Here is a 19,552-nt window from a genome sequence, read left to right on the forward strand (position 1 = left end):
CTCGTGAAGAAGCCTCAAGAGACTGAGAAGCCTCACGAAGAGGGGGACACCGTTTCCGGTGTCCCCCTCTTCTGGGCTGCTAGTCGCGGGCCGCGGTCAGATGCTCTGCGTGTTCCTGGAGCGAACGCACTCCCACGCCTCCGTGGTTGAGCGCGTCGATGCCCTGGACGGCCGCGGCGAGCGCCTGGACCGTCGTCAGGCACGGGACCGACCGCGCCACGGCGGCCGTACGGATGTCGTAGCCGTCGAGGCGGCCGCCCGTGCCGTACGGGGTGTTGACGATCAGGTCGACCTCGCCGTCGTGGATCATCTGCACGATCGTCTTCTCGCCGTTCGGGCCCTCGCCCTCGCTCTGCTTGCGCACGATCGTGGCGTTGATGCCGTTGCGCTTGAGGACCTCGGCCGTGCCGGACGTGGCGAGCAGCTCGAAGCCGTGGGCGACGAGTTCACGCGCCGGGAAGATCATGGCCCGCTTGTCGCGGTTGGCGACGGACACGAACGCCCGGCCCTTGGTCGGCAGCGGGCCGTACGCACCCGCCTGCGACTTGGCGTACGCCGTGCCGAACACCGAGTCGATGCCCATGACCTCGCCCGTGGAGCGCATCTCCGGGCCGAGGACGGTGTCGACGCCGCGGCCGTGGATGTCGCGGAAGCGCGACCACGGCATGACGGCCTCCTTGACGGAGATCGGCGCGTCGAGCGGGAGCTCACCGCCGTCGCCGTTCGCCGGGAGCAGGCCCTCGGCCCGCAGCTCGGCGATGGTCGCACCCAGCGAGATGCGGGCGGCGGCCTTCGCCAGCGGCACCGCGGTCGCCTTCGAGGTGAAGGGGACGGTGCGCGAGGCGCGCGGGTTGGCTTCGAGGACGTACAGGATGTCGCCCGCCAGCGCGAACTGGATGTTGATCAGTCCGCGCACCCCGACACCGCGGGCGATGGCCTCCGTGGAAGCGCGCAGCCGCTTGATGTCGAAGCCGCCGAGCGTGATCGGGGGCAGCGCGCACGCCGAGTCACCGGAGTGGATACCGGCCTCCTCGATGTGCTCCATGACGCCGCCGAGGTACAGCTCCTCGCCGTCGTACAGCGCGTCCACGTCGATCTCGATGGCGTCGTCGAGGAAGCGGTCGACGAGGACCGGCCGGGTCGGGCTGATCTCGGTCGACTCGGCGATGTACGCCTCGAGTCGCGCCTCGTCGTACACGATCTCCATGCCGCGACCGCCGAGCACGTACGAGGGCCGCACCAGGACCGGATAGCCGATCTCGTCGGCGATGGCCTTGGCACCGGCGAACGTGGTGGCGGTGCCGTGCTTCGGAGCCGGGAGACCGGCCTCGGCGAGGACGCGGCCGAAGGCACCGCGGTCCTCGGCCGCGTGGATGGCCTCGGGCGAGGTGCCCACGATCGGCACGCCGTTGTCCTTGAGCGCCTGCGACAGGCCCAGCGGGGTCTGGCCGCCGAGTTGGACGACGACGCCCGCGACCGGGCCGGCGAGCGACTCGGCGTGGACGATCTCCAGCACGTCCTCGAGCGTCAGCGGCTCGAAGTACAGGCGGTCGGAGGTGTCGTAGTCGGTCGAGACGGTCTCGGGGTTGCAGTTGACCATCACGGTCTCGTAGCCCGCGTCGCTCAGCGCGAAGGAGGCGTGGACGCACGAGTAGTCGAACTCGATGCCCTGGCCGATGCGGTTCGGGCCGGAGCCCAGGATGATCACCGCGGGCTTGCTGCGGGGCGCGACCTCGGACTCCTCGTCGTAGGAGGAGTAGAAGTACGGCGTCTTCGCGGCGAACTCGGCGGCGCAGGTGTCGACCGTCTTGTAGACCGGGCGGACGCCGAGGGCGTGCCGAACCTCACGGACGACGTCCTCGCGCAGGCCGCGGATCTCGGCGATCTGGGCGTCGGAGAAGCCGTGGCGCTTGGCGTCGGCGAGCAGCTCGGGGTCGAGCCGCTCGGCGGCGGCCAGCTCGTCGGCGATCTCCTTGATCAGGAAGAGCTGGTCCACGAACCACGGGTCGATCTTCGTCGCCTCGAAGACCTCCTCCGGGGTCGCACCGGCGCGGATGGCCTGCATGACGCAGTTGATGCGGCCGTCGGTCGGGCGGACCGCCTCGCGCAGCAGCTCGGCCTTGTCGCCGGGCTCGCCGACGAACGTGAACTGGCTGCCCTTCTTCTCCAGCGAGCGCAGCGCCTTCTGCAGCGCCTCGGTGAAGTTGCGGCCGATCGCCATCGCCTCGCCGACCGACTTCATGGTGGTGGTCAGCGTGGAGTCGGCGGACGGGAACTTCTCGAACGCGAACCGCGGGGCCTTGACCACAACGTAGTCGAGCGTCGGCTCGAAGGAGGCCGGGGTCTGCTCGGTGATGTCGTTGGGGATCTCGTCGAGCGTGTAGCCGACGGCCAGCTTGGCGGCGATCTTCGCGATCGGGAAGCCGGTGGCCTTGGATGCCAGGGCCGACGACCGGGACACGCGCGGGTTCATCTCGATGACGATCACACGACCGTCCTCGGGGTTCACCGCGAACTGGATGTTGCAGCCGCCGGTGTCGACGCCGACCTCGCGGATCACGGCGATGCCGATGTCCCGCAGGATCTGGTACTCGCGGTCGGTGAGCGTCATCGCGGGCGCGACGGTGATCGAGTCACCGGTGTGCACGCCCATCGGGTCGAAGTTCTCGATGGAGCAGACGACCACGACGTTGTCGTTCTTGTCGCGCATCAGCTCCAGCTCGTACTCCTTCCAGCCGAGGATGGACTCCTCCAGGAGCACCTCGGTGGTGGGAGACAGGGTCAGGCCCTGACCGGCGATACGGCGCAGCTCCTCCTCGTCGTGCGCGAAGCCGGAGCCGGCGCCGCCCATCGTGAAGGAGGGGCGGACGACGACGGGGTAGCCGCCGAGCGTATCGACGCCCTTGAGGACGTCGTCCATCGAGTGGCAGATGACCGAGCGGGCGGACTCGCCGTGCCCGATCTTCGCGCGGACGGCCTCCACGACCTCCTTGAAGAGGTCGCGGTCCTCGCCCTTGTTGATCGCCTCGACGTTGGCACCGATGAGCTCGACGCCGTACTTCTCGAGGGTGCCCGCCTCGTGCAGCGAGATGGCCGTGTTGAGAGCCGTCTGGCCACCCAGCGTCGGCAGCAGCGCGTCGGGGCGCTCCTTCGCGATGATCTTCTCGACGAACTCGGGGGTGATCGGCTCGACGTACGTGGCGTCGGCGATCTCCGGGTCGGTCATGATCGTCGCCGGGTTGGAGTTGACGAGGATGACCCGCAGGCCCTCGGCCCGCAGGATGCGGCACGCCTGGGTGCCGGAGTAGTCGAACTCGGCGGCCTGGCCGATGACGATCGGGCCGGAGCCGATGACCAGGACGGACTGGATATCGGTGCGCTTAGGCACGCTGGCCCTCCATCAGGACTGTGCTCATCAAAGACGTGAAGCGGTCGAACAGGTAGGCGGCGTCGTGCGGGCCGGCTGCCGCTTCGGGGTGGTACTGGACGCTGAAAGCCGGGCGGTCGAGGAGCTGCAGCCCCTCCACCACGTTGTCGTTGAGGCACACGTGGGAGACCTCGGCCCGGCCGTAGGGGGTGTCGGAGACCTTGTCGAGCGGGGCGTCGACGGCGAATCCGTGGTTGTGCGCGGTGACCTCGACCTTGCCGGTCGTACGGTCCTGCACGGGCTGGTTGATGCCGCGGTGGCCGTACTTCAGCTTGTAGGTGCCGAAGCCGAGTGCGCGGCCCAGGATCTGGTTGCCGAAGCAGATACCGAAGAGCGGCGTGCCGCGCTCCAGCACCGCCTGCATCACGGAGACCGGGTGGTCGGCGGTGGCGGGGTCGCCCGGGCCGTTGGAGAAGAACACGCCGTCCGGGTTGACCGCGTACACGTCCTCGGCGGTCGCCGTGGCGGGCAGCACGTGCACCTCGATGCCGCGCTCGGCCATGCGGTGCGGGGTCATGCCCTTGATGCCGAGGTCGACGGCGGCGACGGTGAATCGCTTCTCCCCGATGGCCGGGACGACGTACGTCTCGGTGGTGGCGACCTCGGCGGAGAGGTTCGCGCCCTTCATCTGGGGGGCTTCCTGCACGCGGGCAAGCAGCTGCGCGTCGTCGGCAACCGCCTCGCCGGAGAAGATGCCGACGCGCATGGCGCCGCGCTCGCGCAGATGGCGGGTCAGGGCCCGGGTGTCGATGCCGGAGATCCCGACGACGCCCTGCGCGGCGAGCTCCTCGTCCAGCGAGCGCTTGGCGCGCCAGTTGGACGGCACGCGCGCGGGGTCGCGTACGACGTAGCCGGATACCCAGATCCTCTTCGACTCGGGGTCCTCGTCGTTGACGCCGGTGTTGCCGACGTGGGGGGCGGTCATCACGACGACCTGGCGGTGGTACGACGGGTCGGTGAGGGTCTCCTGGTAGCCGGTCATGCCGGTGGAGAACACCGCTTCGCCGAAGGTCTCCCCCACGGCCCCGTAGGCACGGCCGCGGAAGATCCGGCCGTCCTCCAGGACGAGTACGGCAGGAACCTTTGAGGCTCCCCTTGTGGAGGTGGTCATCGTGCGCCTTCCGTTTGCTTGATCATCTGGTTCAGGGCCTCGACCCACTCGTTGTGCTCGGCCGCGCGGTCGGAGCGGAATCCGGAGTCGAGCAGCTTGTCGCCGTGGGCCCAGGTGACGACGAGCAGTCCGCCCTCGGCGAGGACCTTGCCCGCAATGCCCTTGTCGAGCCGGGCCTCGCGCAGCTGCGCGGCCGGGACGAAGAAGTCGGTCGCTCCGGGGCGCACGACGTCCAGTCCCGCGTCCGTCAGCGTGAGCTCGACCCGGCTGCGGGTGCCCAGGCCGTGCGCCACGATGCGGTCGAGCCACTGTCCGGCGGTGGTAGAGCCGTGGTAGCGGCCGCTCATCGTCAGTTTCGCCGGACCGGGGTCGGCGGGCGCGCCGGGCAGCTCGGGCAGATCGCCCTGGAGCGTGCCGCGCCACTTCCAGCCCTCGCGCATCAGCCAGTAGACGAGGGCGATGAAGAGCAGCAGCCCGACGACCCAGCCGATGCGGGCGGCCCAGTCGGTCACTTCCGCCGACTTCTGTTCCGCGGCGGTGTACGCGGCAGAGGCGTACGCCAGAGATGTCAGAGCTGTCACGCGAGCTTCCCGTCGACGAGCGTGGCCCGGCCCCGCAGCCACGTGTGGGTGACGCGTCCCGGCAGCTCACGGCCCTCGTAGGGGGTGTTGCGGCTGCGGGAGGCGAAGCCCGCGGGGTCCACGGCTCCACGGTATGCGGTATCGACCAGCGTGAGGTTGGCGGGCTCACCAGCCGAGACGGGCCGTCCGTGGCCGTCTGCGCGGCCGATCCTCGCCGGCTTGAACGACATGCGCTCGGCGACGCCCGCCCAGTCGAGGAGGCCGGTCTCGATCATCGTGTGCTGGACGACGGACAGCGCCGTCTCGAGGCCGACCATGCCCATGGCGGCCGCGGCCCACTCGCAGTCCTTGTCCTCGTGCGGGTGCGGGGCGTGGTCGGTGGCGACGATGTCGATCGTGCCGTCCGCCAGGGCCTCGCGCAGCGCCATCACGTCGCGCTCGGTGCGCAGCGGCGGGTTGACCTTGTAGACAGGGTTGTACGTACGAACCAGGTCGTCGGTGAGGAGCAGGTGGTGCGGGGTGACCTCGGCGGTCACGTCGATGCCGCGGGACTTGGCCCAGCGGACGATCTCGACCGAGCCGGCGGTCGACAGGTGGCAGATATGGACGCGCGAGCCGACGTGGTCGGCGAGCAGCACGTCGCGGGCGATGATCGACTCCTCGGCGACGGCCGGCCATCCGCCCAGGCCCAGCTCGGCGGAGACGACGCCCTCGTTCATCTCGGCGCCCTCGGTGAGCCGCGGCTCCTGCGCGTGCTGCGCGACGACGCCGCCGAACGCCTTCACGTACTCCAGCGCCCGCCGCATGATCACGGCGTCGTGGACGCACTTGCCGTCATCGGAGAAGACCGTGACGCCGGCCGCCGACTCGTGCATCGCACCCAGCTCGGCGAGCTTCTTGCCCTCCAGGCCGACGGTGACCGCGCCGATGGGCTGCACGTCGCAGTAGCCGTGCTCCTGGCCGAGCCGGTAGACCTGCTCGACCACGCCGGCGGTGTCGGCGACCGGGAAGGTGTTGGCCATGGCGAACACGGCGGTGTAGCCGCCGCTCGCGGCGGCCCGCGTTCCGGTCAGGACGGTCTCGGAGTCCTCGCGGCCGGGCTCGCGCAGATGGGTGTGCAGGTCCACGAGGCCCGGCAGCAGCACCTTGCCGTCGGCCTCGACGACCTCCGCTCCGTCAGCGGACAGTCCGGCACCGACCTCGGCGATCGTCTCGCCGTCGATCAGCACGTCCTGCGGCTCGCCGCCCAGCACCTTCGCACCACGGATCAGGATCTTGCTCATGTTTCTTACTTCTCCTCGGTGCGGGTGTGGGTGACGGCGGGTTCGTTGCCGCCGAGCAGCAGGTACAGGACGGCCATGCGGATGGAGACGCCGTTGGCGACCTGCTCGACGACGGTGCAGCGGTCGGAGTCGGCGACCTCGGCGGTGATCTCCATGCCGCGGACCATCGGTCCCGGGTGCATCACGATGGCGTGCTCGGGCATCTTCGCCATGCGGTCGCCGTCGAGCCCGTACCGCCGCGAGTACTCGCGCTCGGTCGGGAAGAACGCGGCGTTCATGCGCTCGCGCTGCACGCGCAGCATCATCACGGCGTCGGACTTCGGCAGCACGCTGTCGAGGTCGTACGCCACCTCGCACGGCCAGTGGTCGACGCCGACCGGCACCAGCGTGGGCGGGGCGACGAGGGTGACCTCGGCGCCGAGGGTGTGCAGCAGGTCGACGTTGGAACGGGCGACCCGGCTGTGCAGGACGTCGCCGACGATCGTGATGCGCTTGCCGCTCAGGTCCTGGCCGAGACCGGCGTCGCGGCCGATGAGGCGGCGCCGCATCGTGAACGCGTCGAGCAGCGCCTGCGTGGGGTGCTGGTGTGTGCCGTCACCGGCGTTGATCACGGCGGCGTCGATCCAGCCGGAGGTGGCGAGCCGGTAGGGCGCGCCGGAGGCGCCGTGCCGGATGACGACGGCGTCGACGCCCATGGCCTCCAGCGTCTGAGCGGTGTCCTTGAGGGACTCGCCCTTGGAGACGCTCGAGCCCTTGGCGGAGAAGTTGATGACGTCGGCGGAGAGGCGCTTCTCGGCGGCCTCGAAGGAGATACGGGTGCGGGTCGAGTCCTCGAAGAAGAGGTTGACGACGGTGCGGCCGCGCAGCGTCGGCAACTTCTTGATCGGCCGGTCGGCGACGCGGGCCATCTCCTCGGCGGTGTCGAGGATGCGTACGGCGTCGTCGCGGGTGAGATCGGCGGCCGAGATGAGGTGTCGCTTCATCTTGGGAAGGCTCCGTAAGGCGGTTCAGGAGTGGGGGTCCCCCCTGCTCTGGGGGTCCCTCCCAGGCCCTTAAGGCACTGGGGGAGAAGCCGAGAGCTTGGGAGAGGGGCCCGGGGTGTCCCCCCGGACGCGGGCATGCGGGCGCGCAGGAGCGCACTCGTCGGCGGAGAGCGAGTGCTGCTACTGCCGGCCGGCCGGGGAGGTCTGCTTGGCACCGAGCAGCACGGCGTCCCGGCCGTCCTCCTCGGCGAGCTGGACCTTGACGGTCTCCCGCAGCGACGTGGGCAGGTTCTTGCCGACGTAGTCGGCGCGGATGGGCAGTTCGCGGTGGCCGCGGTCCACGAGGACCGCGAGCTGGACCGCGCGCGGACGGCCGATGTCGTTCAGCGCGTCGAGGGCGGCGCGGATGGTGCGGCCCGAGAAGAGGACGTCGTCGAGGAGGATCACCAGGCGGCCGTCGATGCCGTCACCGGGGATCTCCGTGCGTGCCAGCGCCCGCGGCGGCTGCAGGCGCAGGTCGTCGCGGTACATGGTGATGTCCAGGGAGCCGACCGGGACCTTGCGTCCGGTGATCTCCTCGAGCTTGGCTGCGAGCCGCTGGGCGAGGAAGACGCCCCGGGTCGGGATGCCGAGGAGCACCACGTCGTCGGCGCCCTTGGCGCGTTCGACGATCTCGTGGGCGATGCGGGTCAGCACCCGCGCGATGTCCGGGCCCTCGAGAACGGGGCGGGCGGCATCGGAATCGACAGCGGAGCCGCTGTCGTGGGTCGTTGCGTCCATACGAAACGGACCTCCTTCTCCGCCTCACGGGACGGACCTTAAAGGACGTCGGATTTGCGCCACCAACGGTACCAGGCCGCCGACGTCGCTGATCACACCCCCCGCACCCCCTGGCACACCCGTGATGACCTGCTCCACGGAAGTGTCGGTCCGTACCATTCGGCTTGACGGGGGACCGTAACGCTGCGTAACCTCACAGTGAGTTACCAGTCTGCGTCCGGGGAGCTATATGTCCAGCGAATACGCCAAGCAGCTCGGGGCCAAGCTCCGGGCCATCCGCACCCAGCAGGGCCTTTCCCTACACGGTGTCGAGGAGAAGTCCCAGGGACGCTGGAAGGCGGTCGTGGTCGGTTCTTACGAGCGCGGCGACCGCGCCGTCACCGTGCAGCGCCTCGCCGAGTTGGCCGACTTCTACGGTGTGCCGGTGCAGGAGCTGCTGCCCGGCACGACCCCCGGTGGTGCCGCGGAGCCGCCGCCGAAGCTCGTCCTGGACCTGGAGCGCCTTGCCCATGTCCCGGCCGAGAAGGCGGGCCCCCTCCAGCGGTATGCCGCCACGATCCAGTCACAGCGTGGCGACTACAACGGCAAGGTGCTGTCGATCCGCCAGGACGATCTGCGCACCCTCGCCGTCATCTACGACCAGTCCCCCTCGGTCCTGACCGAGCAGTTGATCAGCTGGGGCGTGCTCGACGCCGACGCGCGCCGTGCCGTTGCCCACGAGGACAGCTGACGCATATCTGCAGAAACGTGCCGTCGGGGTGGCCGGGACCATGGGGATTCCGGCTACCCCGACGGCCTTTTTGTACCCCCCGACGGCATGTGGTTCCCCGAAGGCCTTGCCGCATATGCCAGGGACCGGCGCGCGGCCGACAGCCAGGCGCCGCGCGGCTGGGGCGGCGACTCCGTGCGCCGCATCGAGTGCCCCGGCGTTGCCTTTCGGGGCACTAGTGCCCGGAGGAACGCCGGAGGGCCCGCAGCTCGGTTGCTGCGGGCCCTCCGGCGTGACGTCGGCTCTCAGTCGGCGGCTCGCTCACGCCTCGTCTCGGCGCAGCGTCGGCTTGAGGTCCTTCAGCCGGCCGAGCAGACCGTTGACGAAGGCCGGGGACTCCTCCGTGGAGAACTCCTTGGCGAGCTCCACCGCCTCGTCCAGCACCACGGCGTCCGGCGTCCCGTCGACCCAGATCAGCTCGTACGCGCCGAGCCGCAGGATGTTGCGGTCGACGACCGGCATCCGGTCCAGCGTCCAGCCCACCGCGTACTGCGCGATGAGCTCGTCGATGCGGCTCGCCTTCTTCGCGTACCCCTCGACCAGCTCCATCGTGTACTCGCTGACCGGCGGCTGCCGGGTGTCCGTCCGGGAGTGCCGGATCCAGTCCGCGAGGACCGTGAGGACGTCGGTGTCGCGCTGGTCGCCCTCGAAGAGGATCTGGAAGGCGCGCTTACGGGCCGTGTTACGGGCAGCCACGGTTAGCTGCTCACCCGGCCGAGGTAGTCGCTGGTGCGCGTGTCGACCTTGATCTTCTCGCCGGTGGTGATGAAGAGCGGAACCTGGATCTGGTGGCCGGTCTCCAGCGTGGCGGGCTTGGTGCCGCCGGTGGAGCGGTCGCCCTGGACGCCCGGCTCGGTCTCCGCGATGGTCAGCTCGACAGCGGCGGGCAGGTCGACGAAGAGAACCTCGCCCTCGTGCTGCGCGACGGTGGCCGTGAAGCCCTCGATGAGGAAGTTGGCGGCGTCACCGACGGCCTTGCGGTCGACGTGCAGCTGGTCGTAGGTCTCCATGTCCATGAAGACGAAGTAATCGCCGTCCATGTACGAGAACTGCATGTCGCGCTTGTCGACGGTGGCCGTCTCGACCTTGACACCGGCGTTGAACGTCTTGTCGACGACCTTGCCGGAAAGCACGTTCTTGAGCTTGGTGCGCACGAAGGCCGGGCCCTTGCCGGGCTTGACGTGCTGGAACTCGACGACGGACCAGAGCTGGCCGCCTTCGAGCTTGAGCACCATGCCGTTCTTGAGGTCGTTCGTGGAAGCCACGGTTGCGGAATCTCCTGGACTGACGTGACGACCAGGGGACACGCGCGGAGCGGCGCCGGGGAAGTGCGGTGCGTGCCTGAACTTCCCTGGTGTCGCTAGAGCGCGAGCAGCTCCTTGGTCGTGATGGTGAGTAGCTCGGGTCCGCCATCCGCCTCTGGGCGGACGACGAGCGTGTCATCGATCCGGACACCACCCCGGCCCGGGAGGTGGACCCCCGGTTCGACAGTGACCGGCACGCAAGCGTCCAGTTTACCCATGGCCGCGGGACCGAGCTGCGGGTCCTCGTCGTTTTCCAGCCCCACCCCGTGCCCGGTGAGTGGCGCGAGGCTCTCGGCGTAACCGGCGGAGTCCAGCACCTGGCGGACCGCGCGGTCCACATCACGGCAGGCGGCGCCCGGGGCCAGCATCTCACGGCCCGCCCGCTGAGCGGCGAAGACCAGGTCGTAGAGCTCGATCTGCCAGTCCGCGGGCGACGTGCCGATCACGAACGTACGGCCGATCTCGCAGCAGTAGCCGCGGTAGGCGGCGCCGAGGCAGACGGAGAGGAAATCTCCCTCCTCGACGCGCCGGTCGGTGGGCCGGTGACCGCCGCGGCCGGAGTTCGGGCCGGTGCCGACCGAGGTGGGGAAGGCCGGTCCGTCGGCGCCGTGGTCGACCAGGCGGCGCTCCAGTTCGAGCGCGAGATGGCGTTCCGTACGACCGACGAGGATGGACTCCAGCAGCTCGCTCAGGGCCTGGTCGGCGATCTCGGCAGCGATCCGCAGACAGCCGATCTCCTCCTCGTCCTTCACCAGGCGCAGCTGCTCGACCGCTCCGCCCAGGTCCGTGAGCCGCAGCCGGGGCGCGACGGATCCGATCGCGCGATGCCGGGCGACGGTCAGATGGTGCTCCTCGAGCGCGAGGGAGTCGACGCCGTGGCCGGCGGCGAGATCCGCGGCGGCGACCGCCGGGTCGCCGTCCGTACCCGGCAGCACCTGCGTGGGCAGCGCCTCGTCGGGCCGCTCGTCCTCCGGGCGGCCGACGGGCGGGCCGGCGTACAGCAGGACGTCCTCGTTCCTGCTGAGCAGGAGTACGGCGCCGTGCGGCGCCGCGCCCGCGAGATAGCGGACGTTGGCGGGGCGGGACACGAGCGCCGCCGCGCTGCCGCCCGCAGCACACCGCTCCCGCAGCCGCTCCCGGCGGGCCGCGTACACCTCTGACATATCTCGAGCGTACGAGCGGGGACGCGAGGCGGCCCGGTGTGCGCGGCCGTCCGGGTCGGGCGGCGGGATCCGGCCGGCCGATGTGCCCACGACGGCGGTGCAGTCCGACGCCGAGGGGCCGGACGGGGCCTAAGCGCTCCGCTGGCTGTGCCGATGTGCGGCTCCGCCGCGGGGCCGCGATGTGCCGTCGGTTCGCTGCAGCGCCGTCGTGGCTGGTCGCGCCCACGCGGCGGAGCCGCACAATGTCACAGCCCCGCGCCCCTTCAGGGCGCTGCCGAACCGCAGCCGACTTCATCCGACCTGCTTAGCCCGGCAGCCCGCTCACCACTGGGGCGGGCTCGCAATCGAGCGGGCGAGGACATCGTCCAGGAGGCGGGCCGTCGCCGGGACGTCGAGCTGGGAGTTGTCGATGATCGGCAGGCCCGAGCCGTACCAGCCGGCCATCCGCCCGTGGATACGGGCCACCTCCTCGTCCGTGAGGCGTCGGTTGCCGCTGCGCTCGGCGTTGCGCTCGAGGACGACGTCCAGCCCCGGCAGGAGCACCACCGGGAGCAGCCCGGGACCGACATGCCGTTTCCAGCCGCCGAGGCCGACGACCGGGCGGTCGGGGAACACGGCGTCGTCGAGGATGCACGAGATGCCGTTGGCGAGGAAGTTGCGCGCGGCGAAGCCGCAGGTGCGACGGGCCAGGCGGTACTGCGCCTCGGAGTTGTCGTTCCAGCCGGACTGGGGGTTCGCGAAGCCGGAGCGGACCCATTCGCGTACGTCGTCAAGGCTGATGTGCGCGGTGGGAACGCGGCGCTGGTCCGCCCAGTATCTGGCGACGCTTGTCTTGCCCGCGCCCGCGGGGCCGATGAGCAGCACGGCGAGTGTGGTGGAGGTGGCGTCGGCGGCTCCCTGGGCGTGCGGCGCGCTCGGCACGGTCACGGGTCCGCCGGGGGGGAGCTGGACATGTCCCGTGGTGTCCGGGGTGGGCGGCATCGGCGTGGGGTGCGGGGCCACATGGTGCTGCGGTGCGGGAGCGTGCGGTCGGCCCGGGGCCTGCGGCACGGCGGGCCCCTGTGGGTGCGCGACCGGCCCTTGGGACACGGGGGCATGCGGCGCGGTCGGCCCAGGTGGGGGCTGCGCGGCCGGGCCCTGGGGCACATGGGCATGCGGCGGGGACGGCGTGGTCGGGGGCGGGGGCGGCGTGGTCGAGCTCTGGGAGCCTGGCCCGTGCGCGGGGATCGGCGTGTTGGGGTGGGGGGCGGCCGGACCCTGGGAGCCGGTGGCGAGCGACGCGACGGGGCTGCTCGGGTGCCCGGCAGTTGCTGGAGGCACGGCAGCTGTTGAAGGTGAGCCCAGCGGCCGGTCTGACGCCTGCCCTCTGCGGGCGTGCGGCGGGTGCGCGGGGGTCGGGCCGATCGGCGCTCCACCGAAGCCCGGCGGGTTGGCCGATGGCCCCGCGGGCACGGACTCGGCGGGAACAGGGCCTGCGGGGGCGGGGCCGGGATGCGATCCCGGCTGCTCTGCTGCCGGCAGCCGGCCGTCGGCGGGTCCCTGCTCTGCTGCCGGCAGCTGACCGTCAACAGGTCCCTGCGGCGCCGACTCGGCGACCGGTGAACCCGCGGGGACGGAGCCCGCGGGAACAGAGCCCGCAAGAGCAGGGCCCGTGGCATCCGGACCCGGATGCGATCCCGGCTGCCGTGCTGCAGGCGACCCGCCGTCGGCAGGCCCCTGCCCCGGCCGATAGGGCGGCGGCAGCGGAGCCCCCACTGCATGCTGCATCCGGTGCCACTCCGTCTCGTACAGGCAACTGGTGCGGGCGAGCGGGTCTTGCGGGCCGCTCGCTACCGAACGGTACCTTCCCCGGCCGCCGTTGTGTGAACGGCCGGGGACGTCGCGAAGTGCCCGGGCCTGACTACCCGGAGAACTGGACGGACAAGCCGCGTGTTCAGCCCGCGACTTCGCCGTACGCGGCGAGCAGCACGGCCGGGTCGGGCCCCTCCAGAACGGTGGGCTTGGCGAGGCCGTCGAGGACGATGAAACGCAGCACGTTCCCGCGCGACTTCTTGTCGACCTTCATCGTCTCGAGGAGCTTGGGCCACTGGTCGTAGCGGTAGCTGAGGGGCAGTCCGACCGACTCCAGGATGGTGCGGTGACGGTCGGCGGTCGCATCGTCCAACCGCCCGGCCAGACGGCCGAGTTCGGCGGCGAAGTGCATGCCGACGGAGACAGCCGCGCCGTGCCGCCACTTGTAGCGCTCGTTCTTCTCGATGGCGTGCGCCAGCGTGTGACCGTAGTTGAGGATCTCGCGCAGCCCCGACTCCTTGAGGTCGCCGGAGACCACCTCGGCCTTGACCTTGATGGAGCGTTCGATGAGCTCGGCGGTGTGCGGCCCGGCCGGGGTGCGGGCCGCCTGCGGGTCCTCCTCGATGAGGTCGAGGATCACCGGGTCGGCGATGAAACCGGCCTTGATGATCTCCGCGAGACCCGACACGAAGTCGTTGACCGGCAGCGAGTCGAGCGCGGCCAGATCGCACAGGACGCCCGCCGGCGGATGGAAGGCACCGACGAGGTTCTTGCCCTCGGCGGTGTTGATGCCGGTCTTGCCGCCGACGGCCGCGTCGACCATGCCGAGCACGGTCGTCGGTACGGCGATCCAGCGCACCCCGCGCAGCCACGTCGCGGCCACGAACCCGGCGAGGTCCGTGGTGGCGCCGCCGCCGACGCCCACCACGACGTCCGTACGCGTGAACCCGGACTGGCCCAGTGCCTTCCAGCAGTACGCGGCGACCTCGGCGGTCTTGGCCTCCTCGGCGTTCGGCACCTGGATCGCGACGGCCTCGTAGCCCTGCTCGGCCAGGTCGGCGCGGAGCGCCTCGCCGGTCTCGGCGAGCGCCTCGGGGTGGATCACCGCGACGCGCTGCGCCTTCTCGCCGATGAGCCCGCCGAGCTCTTCCAGCAACTGCCGCCCGACGAGCACCTCGTACGGCTCGGTGCCCGCCGTGCCGCCGACCTGGATACGCGTCACTGCCTGCTCGGTCATGCTTCTTTCAACTCCAGTGCGTCGAGGACCGCTTGGGCGACCTCTTCGGGGGTACGGCCGTCGGTGGGCACGACGGCGTCGGCGACTTCGGTGTACAGATGGCGGCGCGCCTCCATCAGCTCGCGCCACTGGCGGCGGGGGTTGACGGCGAGCAGCGGGCGCGCGGTGTTCAGGCCCGTGCGCTTGACGGCCTCTTCGACGTCCATCGACAGATACACGACGCGGTGCGGTGCGAGCAGCGCGCGGGTGTCGGGGTCGAGGATCGCGCCGCCGCCGAGCGCCAGCACGCCGTCGTGCGCGGCGATCGCGGCGTGCACGGCACGCTTCTCGATCGCGCGGAAGTGGGGCTCGCCCTCGTCCACGAAGATGTCGGCGATCGACCTGCCCTCGGCGGCCACGATGTCGTCGTCGGTGTCCCGGTAGCCGCAGCCCAGCCGCTCGGCCAGCAACTGGCCGACCGTGGACTTGCCGACCCCCATGGGCCCGACCAGGACGATGACCGGCCGCCCGTTCACGGCGCTCACCGGATCTTCAGGTTCTCGAGGTACGAGGTGACGTTACGGCGGGTCTCGCCCACGCTGTCGCCACCGAACTTCTCGGCGACCGCGTCCGCCAGGACCAGCGCGACCATGGCCTCGGCCACGATGCCGGCGGCCGGGACGGCACACACGTCGGAGCGCTGGTGGTGCGCCTTGGTCGCCTCGCCGGTGACCACGTCGATGGTGGCGAGCGCCCGCGGCACGGTCGCGATCGGCTTCATCGCCGCACGGACGCGCAGCAGCTCGCCCGTGGACAGACCGCCCTCGGTACCCCCGGAACGGCCGGTCGCGCGCTTGATGCCGTCCTCGGTGGACACGATCTCGTCGTGCGCCTTCGAGCCCGGCACCCGCGCCAGCTCGAAGCCGTCACCGACCTCGACGCCCTTGATCGCCTGGATGCCCATCAGCGCGGCGGCGAGCCGCGCGTCAAGGCGGCGGTCCCAGTGCACGTGCGACCCGAGGCCCACCGGCACGCCGTACGCCAGCACCTCCACGACACCGCCCAGGGTGTCGCCGTCCTTGTGGGCCTGGTCGATCTCCGCGACCATCGCCTTCGACGCGTCCGCGTCCAGGCAGCGCACCGGGTCCGCGTCCAGCTTCTCGACGTCCGAGGGCTTGGGGTACACGCCGTACGGGGCCTTGGCCGCGGCCAGCTCCACGACGTGCGAGACGATCTCGATGCCGGCCGTCTCCTTCAGGTACGAGCGGGCGACCGCACCCAGCGCGACGCGGGCCGCCGTCTCGCGCGCGGAGGCGCGCTCCAGGATCGGCCGGGCCTCGTCGAAGTCGTACTTCTGCATGCCGGCCAGGTCCGCGTGGCCGGGCCGCGGGCGGGTCAGCGGCGCGTTGCGGGCCAACTCGGCGAGCTCGGCCGGGTCCACCGGGTCGGCCGCCATGACCTGCTCCCACTTGGGCCACTCGGTGTTGCCGACCATGATCGCGACCGGGGAGCCGAGGGTGAGGCCGTGGCGAACGCCGCCGAGGAAGGTGACCTCGTCGCGCTCGAACTTCATCCGCGCACCGCGCCCATAGCCGAGGCGCCGCCGGGCCAGGTGGTCCGCCACCATCTCCGTGGTGATCGGCACGCCGGCGGGAAGTCCCTCCAGCGTCGCGACGAGTGCGGGTCCGTGGGACTCTCCCGCGGTCAGCCAGCGCAACCTGCTCAACGGTGCTCCTCATGCTCGCGCCCGGAACTGCGTACTGCGTTCGCCTACGCGCGTCCTCGCGTACGGCGATGGCGCGACCGGGTGCGCGGCCCTGGCCCGCCACCCCCGATCCTCCCACGTCGGGCGGCAGACCCGGCCCTCGGTCCACAAGGCGGACGGCGCGGCGGTCAGGACCGGCGGTCCTCCGGGCGGCCTGGGGCGCGTACGAGACCAGGTGGGTGCCACGGGTTCGACGGGAACTCCGTGACTGAATGGGACTTCAGGCGCTCGCCAGGGCGTGGCTCTAGCGGGCCGCCAGCGCCTCTTCGCCGGCTTTCCTCATGACGTCGACCGGTGCCGGCGCATGCCCGGTCATCTGCTCGACCTGGAGCACCGCCTGGTGCACCAGGAGGTCGAGGCCGCTGACGACCGCTCCGCCGTACGCCGACCAGCGGGCTGCGAGGTTGGTCGGCCACGGCTCGTACAGCACGTCGAAGAGTGTGGCCGGCCGCTCGGGCACGGCTGCGGCGAGCGCGTCCGTGGTGCCCGCCGGGGTCGTGGCGATCACCAGCGGGGCGCGCAGGGCCTGTGCGGCGTCGTCCCAGTCCTCGGTGCGCACCTCGACGTCCAGCCGCTCGCCCCAGTTGCGCATCTCGGCCGCGCGCGCCTCGCTGCGTACATAGGCCACGACCTCGCCCTCGCAGATCCGCGACAGCGCGGCCAGCGCCGAGGAGGCGGTGGCACCCGCGCCGAGGATGGCCGCCGACTCGACGCGGTCGATGCCGCGCTCACGCAGAGCCTCGACCATGCCCGGGATGTCGGTGTTGTCGCCGAGGCGCCGGCCGTCCTCGGTGAACACGACCGTGTTCACCGCCTCGACGGAGGCCGCGGTGTCACTGATCTCGTCGAGCAACGGAATCACCGCGCGCTTGAGCGGCATGGTCAGCGACAGCCCCGCCCACTCCGGCCCGAGCTTCTCGATGAAGCCGGGCAGCGCCGCTTCGTCGATCTCGAACCGGTCGTACGTCCAGTCGCCCAGGTGCAGCGCCTCGTACGCCGCGCGGTGCAGCACCGGCGAGAGGGAGTGAGCGATGGGAGAGCCGAGAACTGCGGCGCGGTGCTTTGTTGAGGTGACGCTCACTGTCCGTTCTTCTTCAACTCTTCGAGATACTTCTCGCGGTTTCGGTTCTGCTCCTCGTTCGTTTCGGCGAAGAGAGTCTTGTCCTCGCTGACCGAGACGAAGTAGTACCAGTTTCCCTTCGCTGGATTGAGAGCGGCGTTGATCGCCACTTCACCAGGATTACTGATCGGGCCGGGCGGCAGACCCTTGATCTTGTAGGTGTTGTACGGATCGTCGATCTTCCGCAGCTGGTCGACCGAACCCGTGGCCAGCTTCGACTGACCCCGCAGATAGTTCACGGTCGAGTCGAAGTCGAGCAGGCCCCATGTCTCGGTGTTGTCCGGCTTCAGGCGGTTGTAGACGACGGTCGCGACCTTCTCGAAGTCGTGCTTGTACTTGCCTTCGGCCTGGACCAGGCTCGCCACCGTCAGAACCTGCAGCGGGTTCTCGAGGTTCAGGTCGTCGGCCTTCTCCTTGAGGCCGAGTTCGTCGTACTTCTCCGTGGCCTGCTTGACCATGGCCTTGAGCACGACGTCGGGCTTCATGCCCTTGGCGACCGGATAGGCGGACGGATAGAGGAAGCCCTCGAGGGGATCCTTGATGTCCTTGTCGTTGTTGGCCCAGTCCGGAAGTCCCAGGCTCTTCCATTCCTTCTTGGCGACGCTCGCCGTGGTGCCCTTCTTGAGCTCAAGGCGTGTGTCGATCTGCGCGTAGACCCAGGAATTCCGCTGGCCTTCGGGAATGATCAGGTTGTTGCGGCTCTTCGGGTTCAACATGAGCTCGACAGCGCTCGCCGCCGACATCTTGGCGTTGAGTGTGTAGACGCCCGCCTGGATGGTGTTCCCGTCCGGATTCGCCGCCTGGGCGGCCACAAAGGCGTCCACGCTCTTGACGACGCCTGCCCGCTTCAGCGCCTGACCGATCTCGTAGCCGCCGGCACCCTTGGGGATCTCGACGTTCACCTTGTCGCCGGTCCCGTTACCCGCGTAGTCCGGAGCCGGGCCGAAACGGTCCTGGTAGTACTGGTAGCCGAAGTACCCGACCCCGCCGATGCCGCCGCCGAAGACGAGCACCACGACCAGGCACGCGCATCCACTGCGCCGTTTCTTCTGCCCGCCGCCGCGGCCGCGCCGGTCGCGTCCTCTACCGCCGGGAGCGTCGTCGTCCCGGTCGTCGTCATCGTCGCCGCCCGCGAAGAAGGCGTGCTCACCCTGGTCCGGGCCCGGGTCCCAGTCGGTCTCCCGTTCGGGCGCCGGGCGCCGACGGGCGGGCGGCTCGGGCGGCGGGTACGCCTCGGACGTGCGGTAGTAGTCCTGCTGCTCGCCGCCGTACGCGGGCTGGCCGTACGGGTCCGCCGGATCGGCGGCGTACGGGACCTGGCCGTGCTGGCCCGTGTCCCAGCCACCGCCGTACTGCTGCTGGCCGTAGCCGCCGGGCTGCTGCTGCCCGCCGTAGCCACCGTGCTGGTTCCGGGGGTCATAGCCGGCGCCCTGGTTCCCGGTGTCGTAGCCGGGGGACTGCTGCTGAGGCCGTCCGTAGGCCGCCTGCTGGCCGGTGCCCCATTCGTCGTACTGCTGGGATTGCTGCGGCTGCTGCGGATAATGCCCCGGCTGGCCGCCGTAGGGGGACTGGCCGGCGTCTGCCTGCTGTCCTCCCCATCCGCCGTCCCCGTACAACGGGTCCTCGGGATGCCACGGTTCGGAGCCTGGGCCCCGGCCATACTCAGTCATCGATCCCCTAGAGCCGCGAGGCGACGGCTGCTCGGCGCTTGTGGCACGGCTCCCGTCCCGCCTCTCTGCTGTGCGGCAGCTGTTCGAACGCTGGCGCATCTCGCGGAACGTTACCGTATCGCGATCAGATGACCACTTCGACGCCCTCGCCCGGAGCTTTACCTGACGCCCGTTCGGACTCCAGTGCGTTCTGGAGGATGATCACCGCTGCCGCCTGGTCGATCACAGAGCGGCCCTTTTTGGACTTCACGCCGGAGGCGCGCAGTCCCTGACTGGCCGTCACTGTGGTCATCCTCTCATCCACGAGTCTGACCGGAACGGGCGCGATCGCACGGGCGAACTCCTGGGCGAAGGCCCGGATCTTGGCCGCGGCCGGGCCCTCGCCCCCGCGGAGGGAGCGGGGCAGGCCCACGACGACCTCGATCGGCTCGTACTCCTCGACGAGCTGCCGCAGCCGCCGGTGGGCGGCCGGGACGTCGCGTCCCGGCACGGTCTCCACCGGCGTCGCGAGGATCCCGTCGGGGTCGCACGAGGCGACCCCGATACGGGCGTCCCCGACATCGATCGCGAGGCGACGGCCGCGGCGCAT

The 19,552-nt window shown here is 70.6% G+C and carries 17 protein-coding genes; 1 reads left to right on the forward strand and 16 read right to left on the reverse strand.

Annotation, left to right across the window (positions count from 1 at the left end; all coding sequences use genetic code 11):
* Nucleotides 1-79: 79 nt before the first annotated feature.
* From carB to pyrR, 6 genes are all read right to left on the reverse strand, one after another.
* Nucleotides 80-3,388 carry a carbamoyl-phosphate synthase large subunit gene (carB, locus tag ACSMXV_RS09240; RefSeq protein ID WP_473177210.1) on the reverse strand — a complete coding sequence of 1,103 codons (3,309 nt, stop codon included), beginning with the start codon at nt 3,386-3,388 and terminating at the stop codon, nt 80-82.
* Nucleotides 3,381-4,538 carry a glutamine-hydrolyzing carbamoyl-phosphate synthase small subunit gene (gene carA / locus ACSMXV_RS09245; RefSeq protein WP_473177211.1) on the reverse strand — a complete coding sequence of 386 codons (1,158 nt, stop codon included), beginning with the start codon at nt 4,536-4,538 and terminating at the stop codon, nt 3,381-3,383. Before carA ends, carB begins: the two co-directional genes overlap by 8 nt.
* The gene (locus ACSMXV_RS09250; protein ID WP_473177212.1) at nt 4,535-5,119 is read right to left on the reverse strand and encodes a PH-like domain-containing protein; all 585 of its coding nucleotides are present in this window, start codon (nt 5,117-5,119) and stop codon (nt 4,535-4,537) included. The genes carA and ACSMXV_RS09250 overlap by 4 nt, the downstream gene beginning before the upstream one ends.
* Nucleotides 5,116-6,402, reverse strand: a complete 1,287-nt coding sequence (locus ACSMXV_RS09255; protein WP_473177213.1) for a dihydroorotase — start codon at nt 6,400-6,402, stop codon at nt 5,116-5,118. Before ACSMXV_RS09255 ends, ACSMXV_RS09250 begins: the two co-directional genes overlap by 4 nt.
* A 5-nt stretch (nt 6,403-6,407) precedes the next feature.
* Entirely contained in the window at nt 6,408-7,385 is a 978-nt protein-coding gene (locus ACSMXV_RS09260) for an aspartate carbamoyltransferase catalytic subunit (protein WP_473177214.1), read from the reverse strand.
* Between the two features lie 180 nt (nt 7,386-7,565).
* Complete coding sequence (gene pyrR, locus ACSMXV_RS09265) at nt 7,566-8,165, reverse strand: bifunctional pyr operon transcriptional regulator/uracil phosphoribosyltransferase PyrR (protein ID WP_473177215.1); 600 nt, start codon at nt 8,163-8,165, stop codon at nt 7,566-7,568.
* A 229-nt stretch (nt 8,166-8,394) separates the two neighbouring features.
* Here pyrR and bldD point away from each other — a divergent pair, with 229 nt between their 5' ends.
* Nucleotides 8,395-8,895, forward strand: a complete 501-nt coding sequence (bldD, locus tag ACSMXV_RS09270) for a transcriptional regulator BldD (protein ID WP_181657181.1) — start codon at nt 8,395-8,397, stop codon at nt 8,893-8,895.
* 300 nt (nt 8,896-9,195) lie between these two features.
* Here the strand turns inward: bldD and nusB are convergent, their stop codons facing one another.
* From nusB to ruvX, 10 genes are all read right to left on the reverse strand, one after another.
* Complete coding sequence (gene nusB / locus ACSMXV_RS09275; protein WP_473177216.1) at nt 9,196-9,630, reverse strand: transcription antitermination factor NusB; 435 nt, start codon at nt 9,628-9,630, stop codon at nt 9,196-9,198.
* 2 nt (nt 9,631-9,632) lie between these two features.
* Entirely contained in the window at nt 9,633-10,199 is a 567-nt protein-coding gene (gene efp, locus ACSMXV_RS09280) for an elongation factor P (protein ID WP_181657183.1), read from the reverse strand.
* A gap of 95 nt (nt 10,200-10,294) precedes the next feature.
* Entirely contained in the window at nt 10,295-11,401 is a 1,107-nt protein-coding gene (locus ACSMXV_RS09285) for an aminopeptidase P family protein (protein ID WP_473177217.1), read from the reverse strand.
* Between the two features lie 321 nt (nt 11,402-11,722).
* The gene (locus ACSMXV_RS09290) at nt 11,723-12,628 is read right to left on the reverse strand and encodes an AAA family ATPase (protein WP_473178869.1); all 906 of its coding nucleotides are present in this window, start codon (nt 12,626-12,628) and stop codon (nt 11,723-11,725) included.
* Nucleotides 12,629-13,334: 706 nt separating this feature from the next.
* Entirely contained in the window at nt 13,335-14,429 is a 1,095-nt protein-coding gene (gene aroB / locus ACSMXV_RS09295) for a 3-dehydroquinate synthase (RefSeq protein ID WP_473177218.1), read from the reverse strand.
* Nucleotides 14,426-14,908, reverse strand: coding sequence for a shikimate kinase (locus tag ACSMXV_RS09300; RefSeq protein WP_473178870.1), 483 nt, complete (start codon nt 14,906-14,908; stop codon nt 14,426-14,428). Before ACSMXV_RS09300 ends, aroB begins: the two co-directional genes overlap by 4 nt.
* 41 nt (nt 14,909-14,949) lie before the next feature.
* Nucleotides 14,950-16,134, reverse strand: coding sequence for a chorismate synthase (gene aroC, locus ACSMXV_RS09305; RefSeq protein WP_473177219.1), 1,185 nt, complete (start codon nt 16,132-16,134; stop codon nt 14,950-14,952).
* Nucleotides 16,135-16,417: 283 nt separating this feature from the next.
* On the reverse strand, nt 16,418-17,254 hold the full coding sequence (locus tag ACSMXV_RS09310) for a shikimate dehydrogenase (RefSeq protein ID WP_473177220.1): 837 nt from the start codon (nt 17,252-17,254) through the stop codon (nt 16,418-16,420).
* The gene (gene mltG, locus ACSMXV_RS09315) at nt 17,251-18,963 is read right to left on the reverse strand and encodes an endolytic transglycosylase MltG (protein ID WP_473177221.1); all 1,713 of its coding nucleotides are present in this window, start codon (nt 18,961-18,963) and stop codon (nt 17,251-17,253) included. The genes ACSMXV_RS09310 and mltG overlap by 4 nt, the downstream gene beginning before the upstream one ends.
* 124 nt (nt 18,964-19,087) lie before the next feature.
* Nucleotides 19,088-19,552, reverse strand: a complete 465-nt coding sequence (gene ruvX, locus ACSMXV_RS09320) for a Holliday junction resolvase RuvX (protein WP_473178871.1) — start codon at nt 19,550-19,552, stop codon at nt 19,088-19,090.

The organism is Streptomyces sp. DSM 42067 (genome assembly GCF_055792885.1).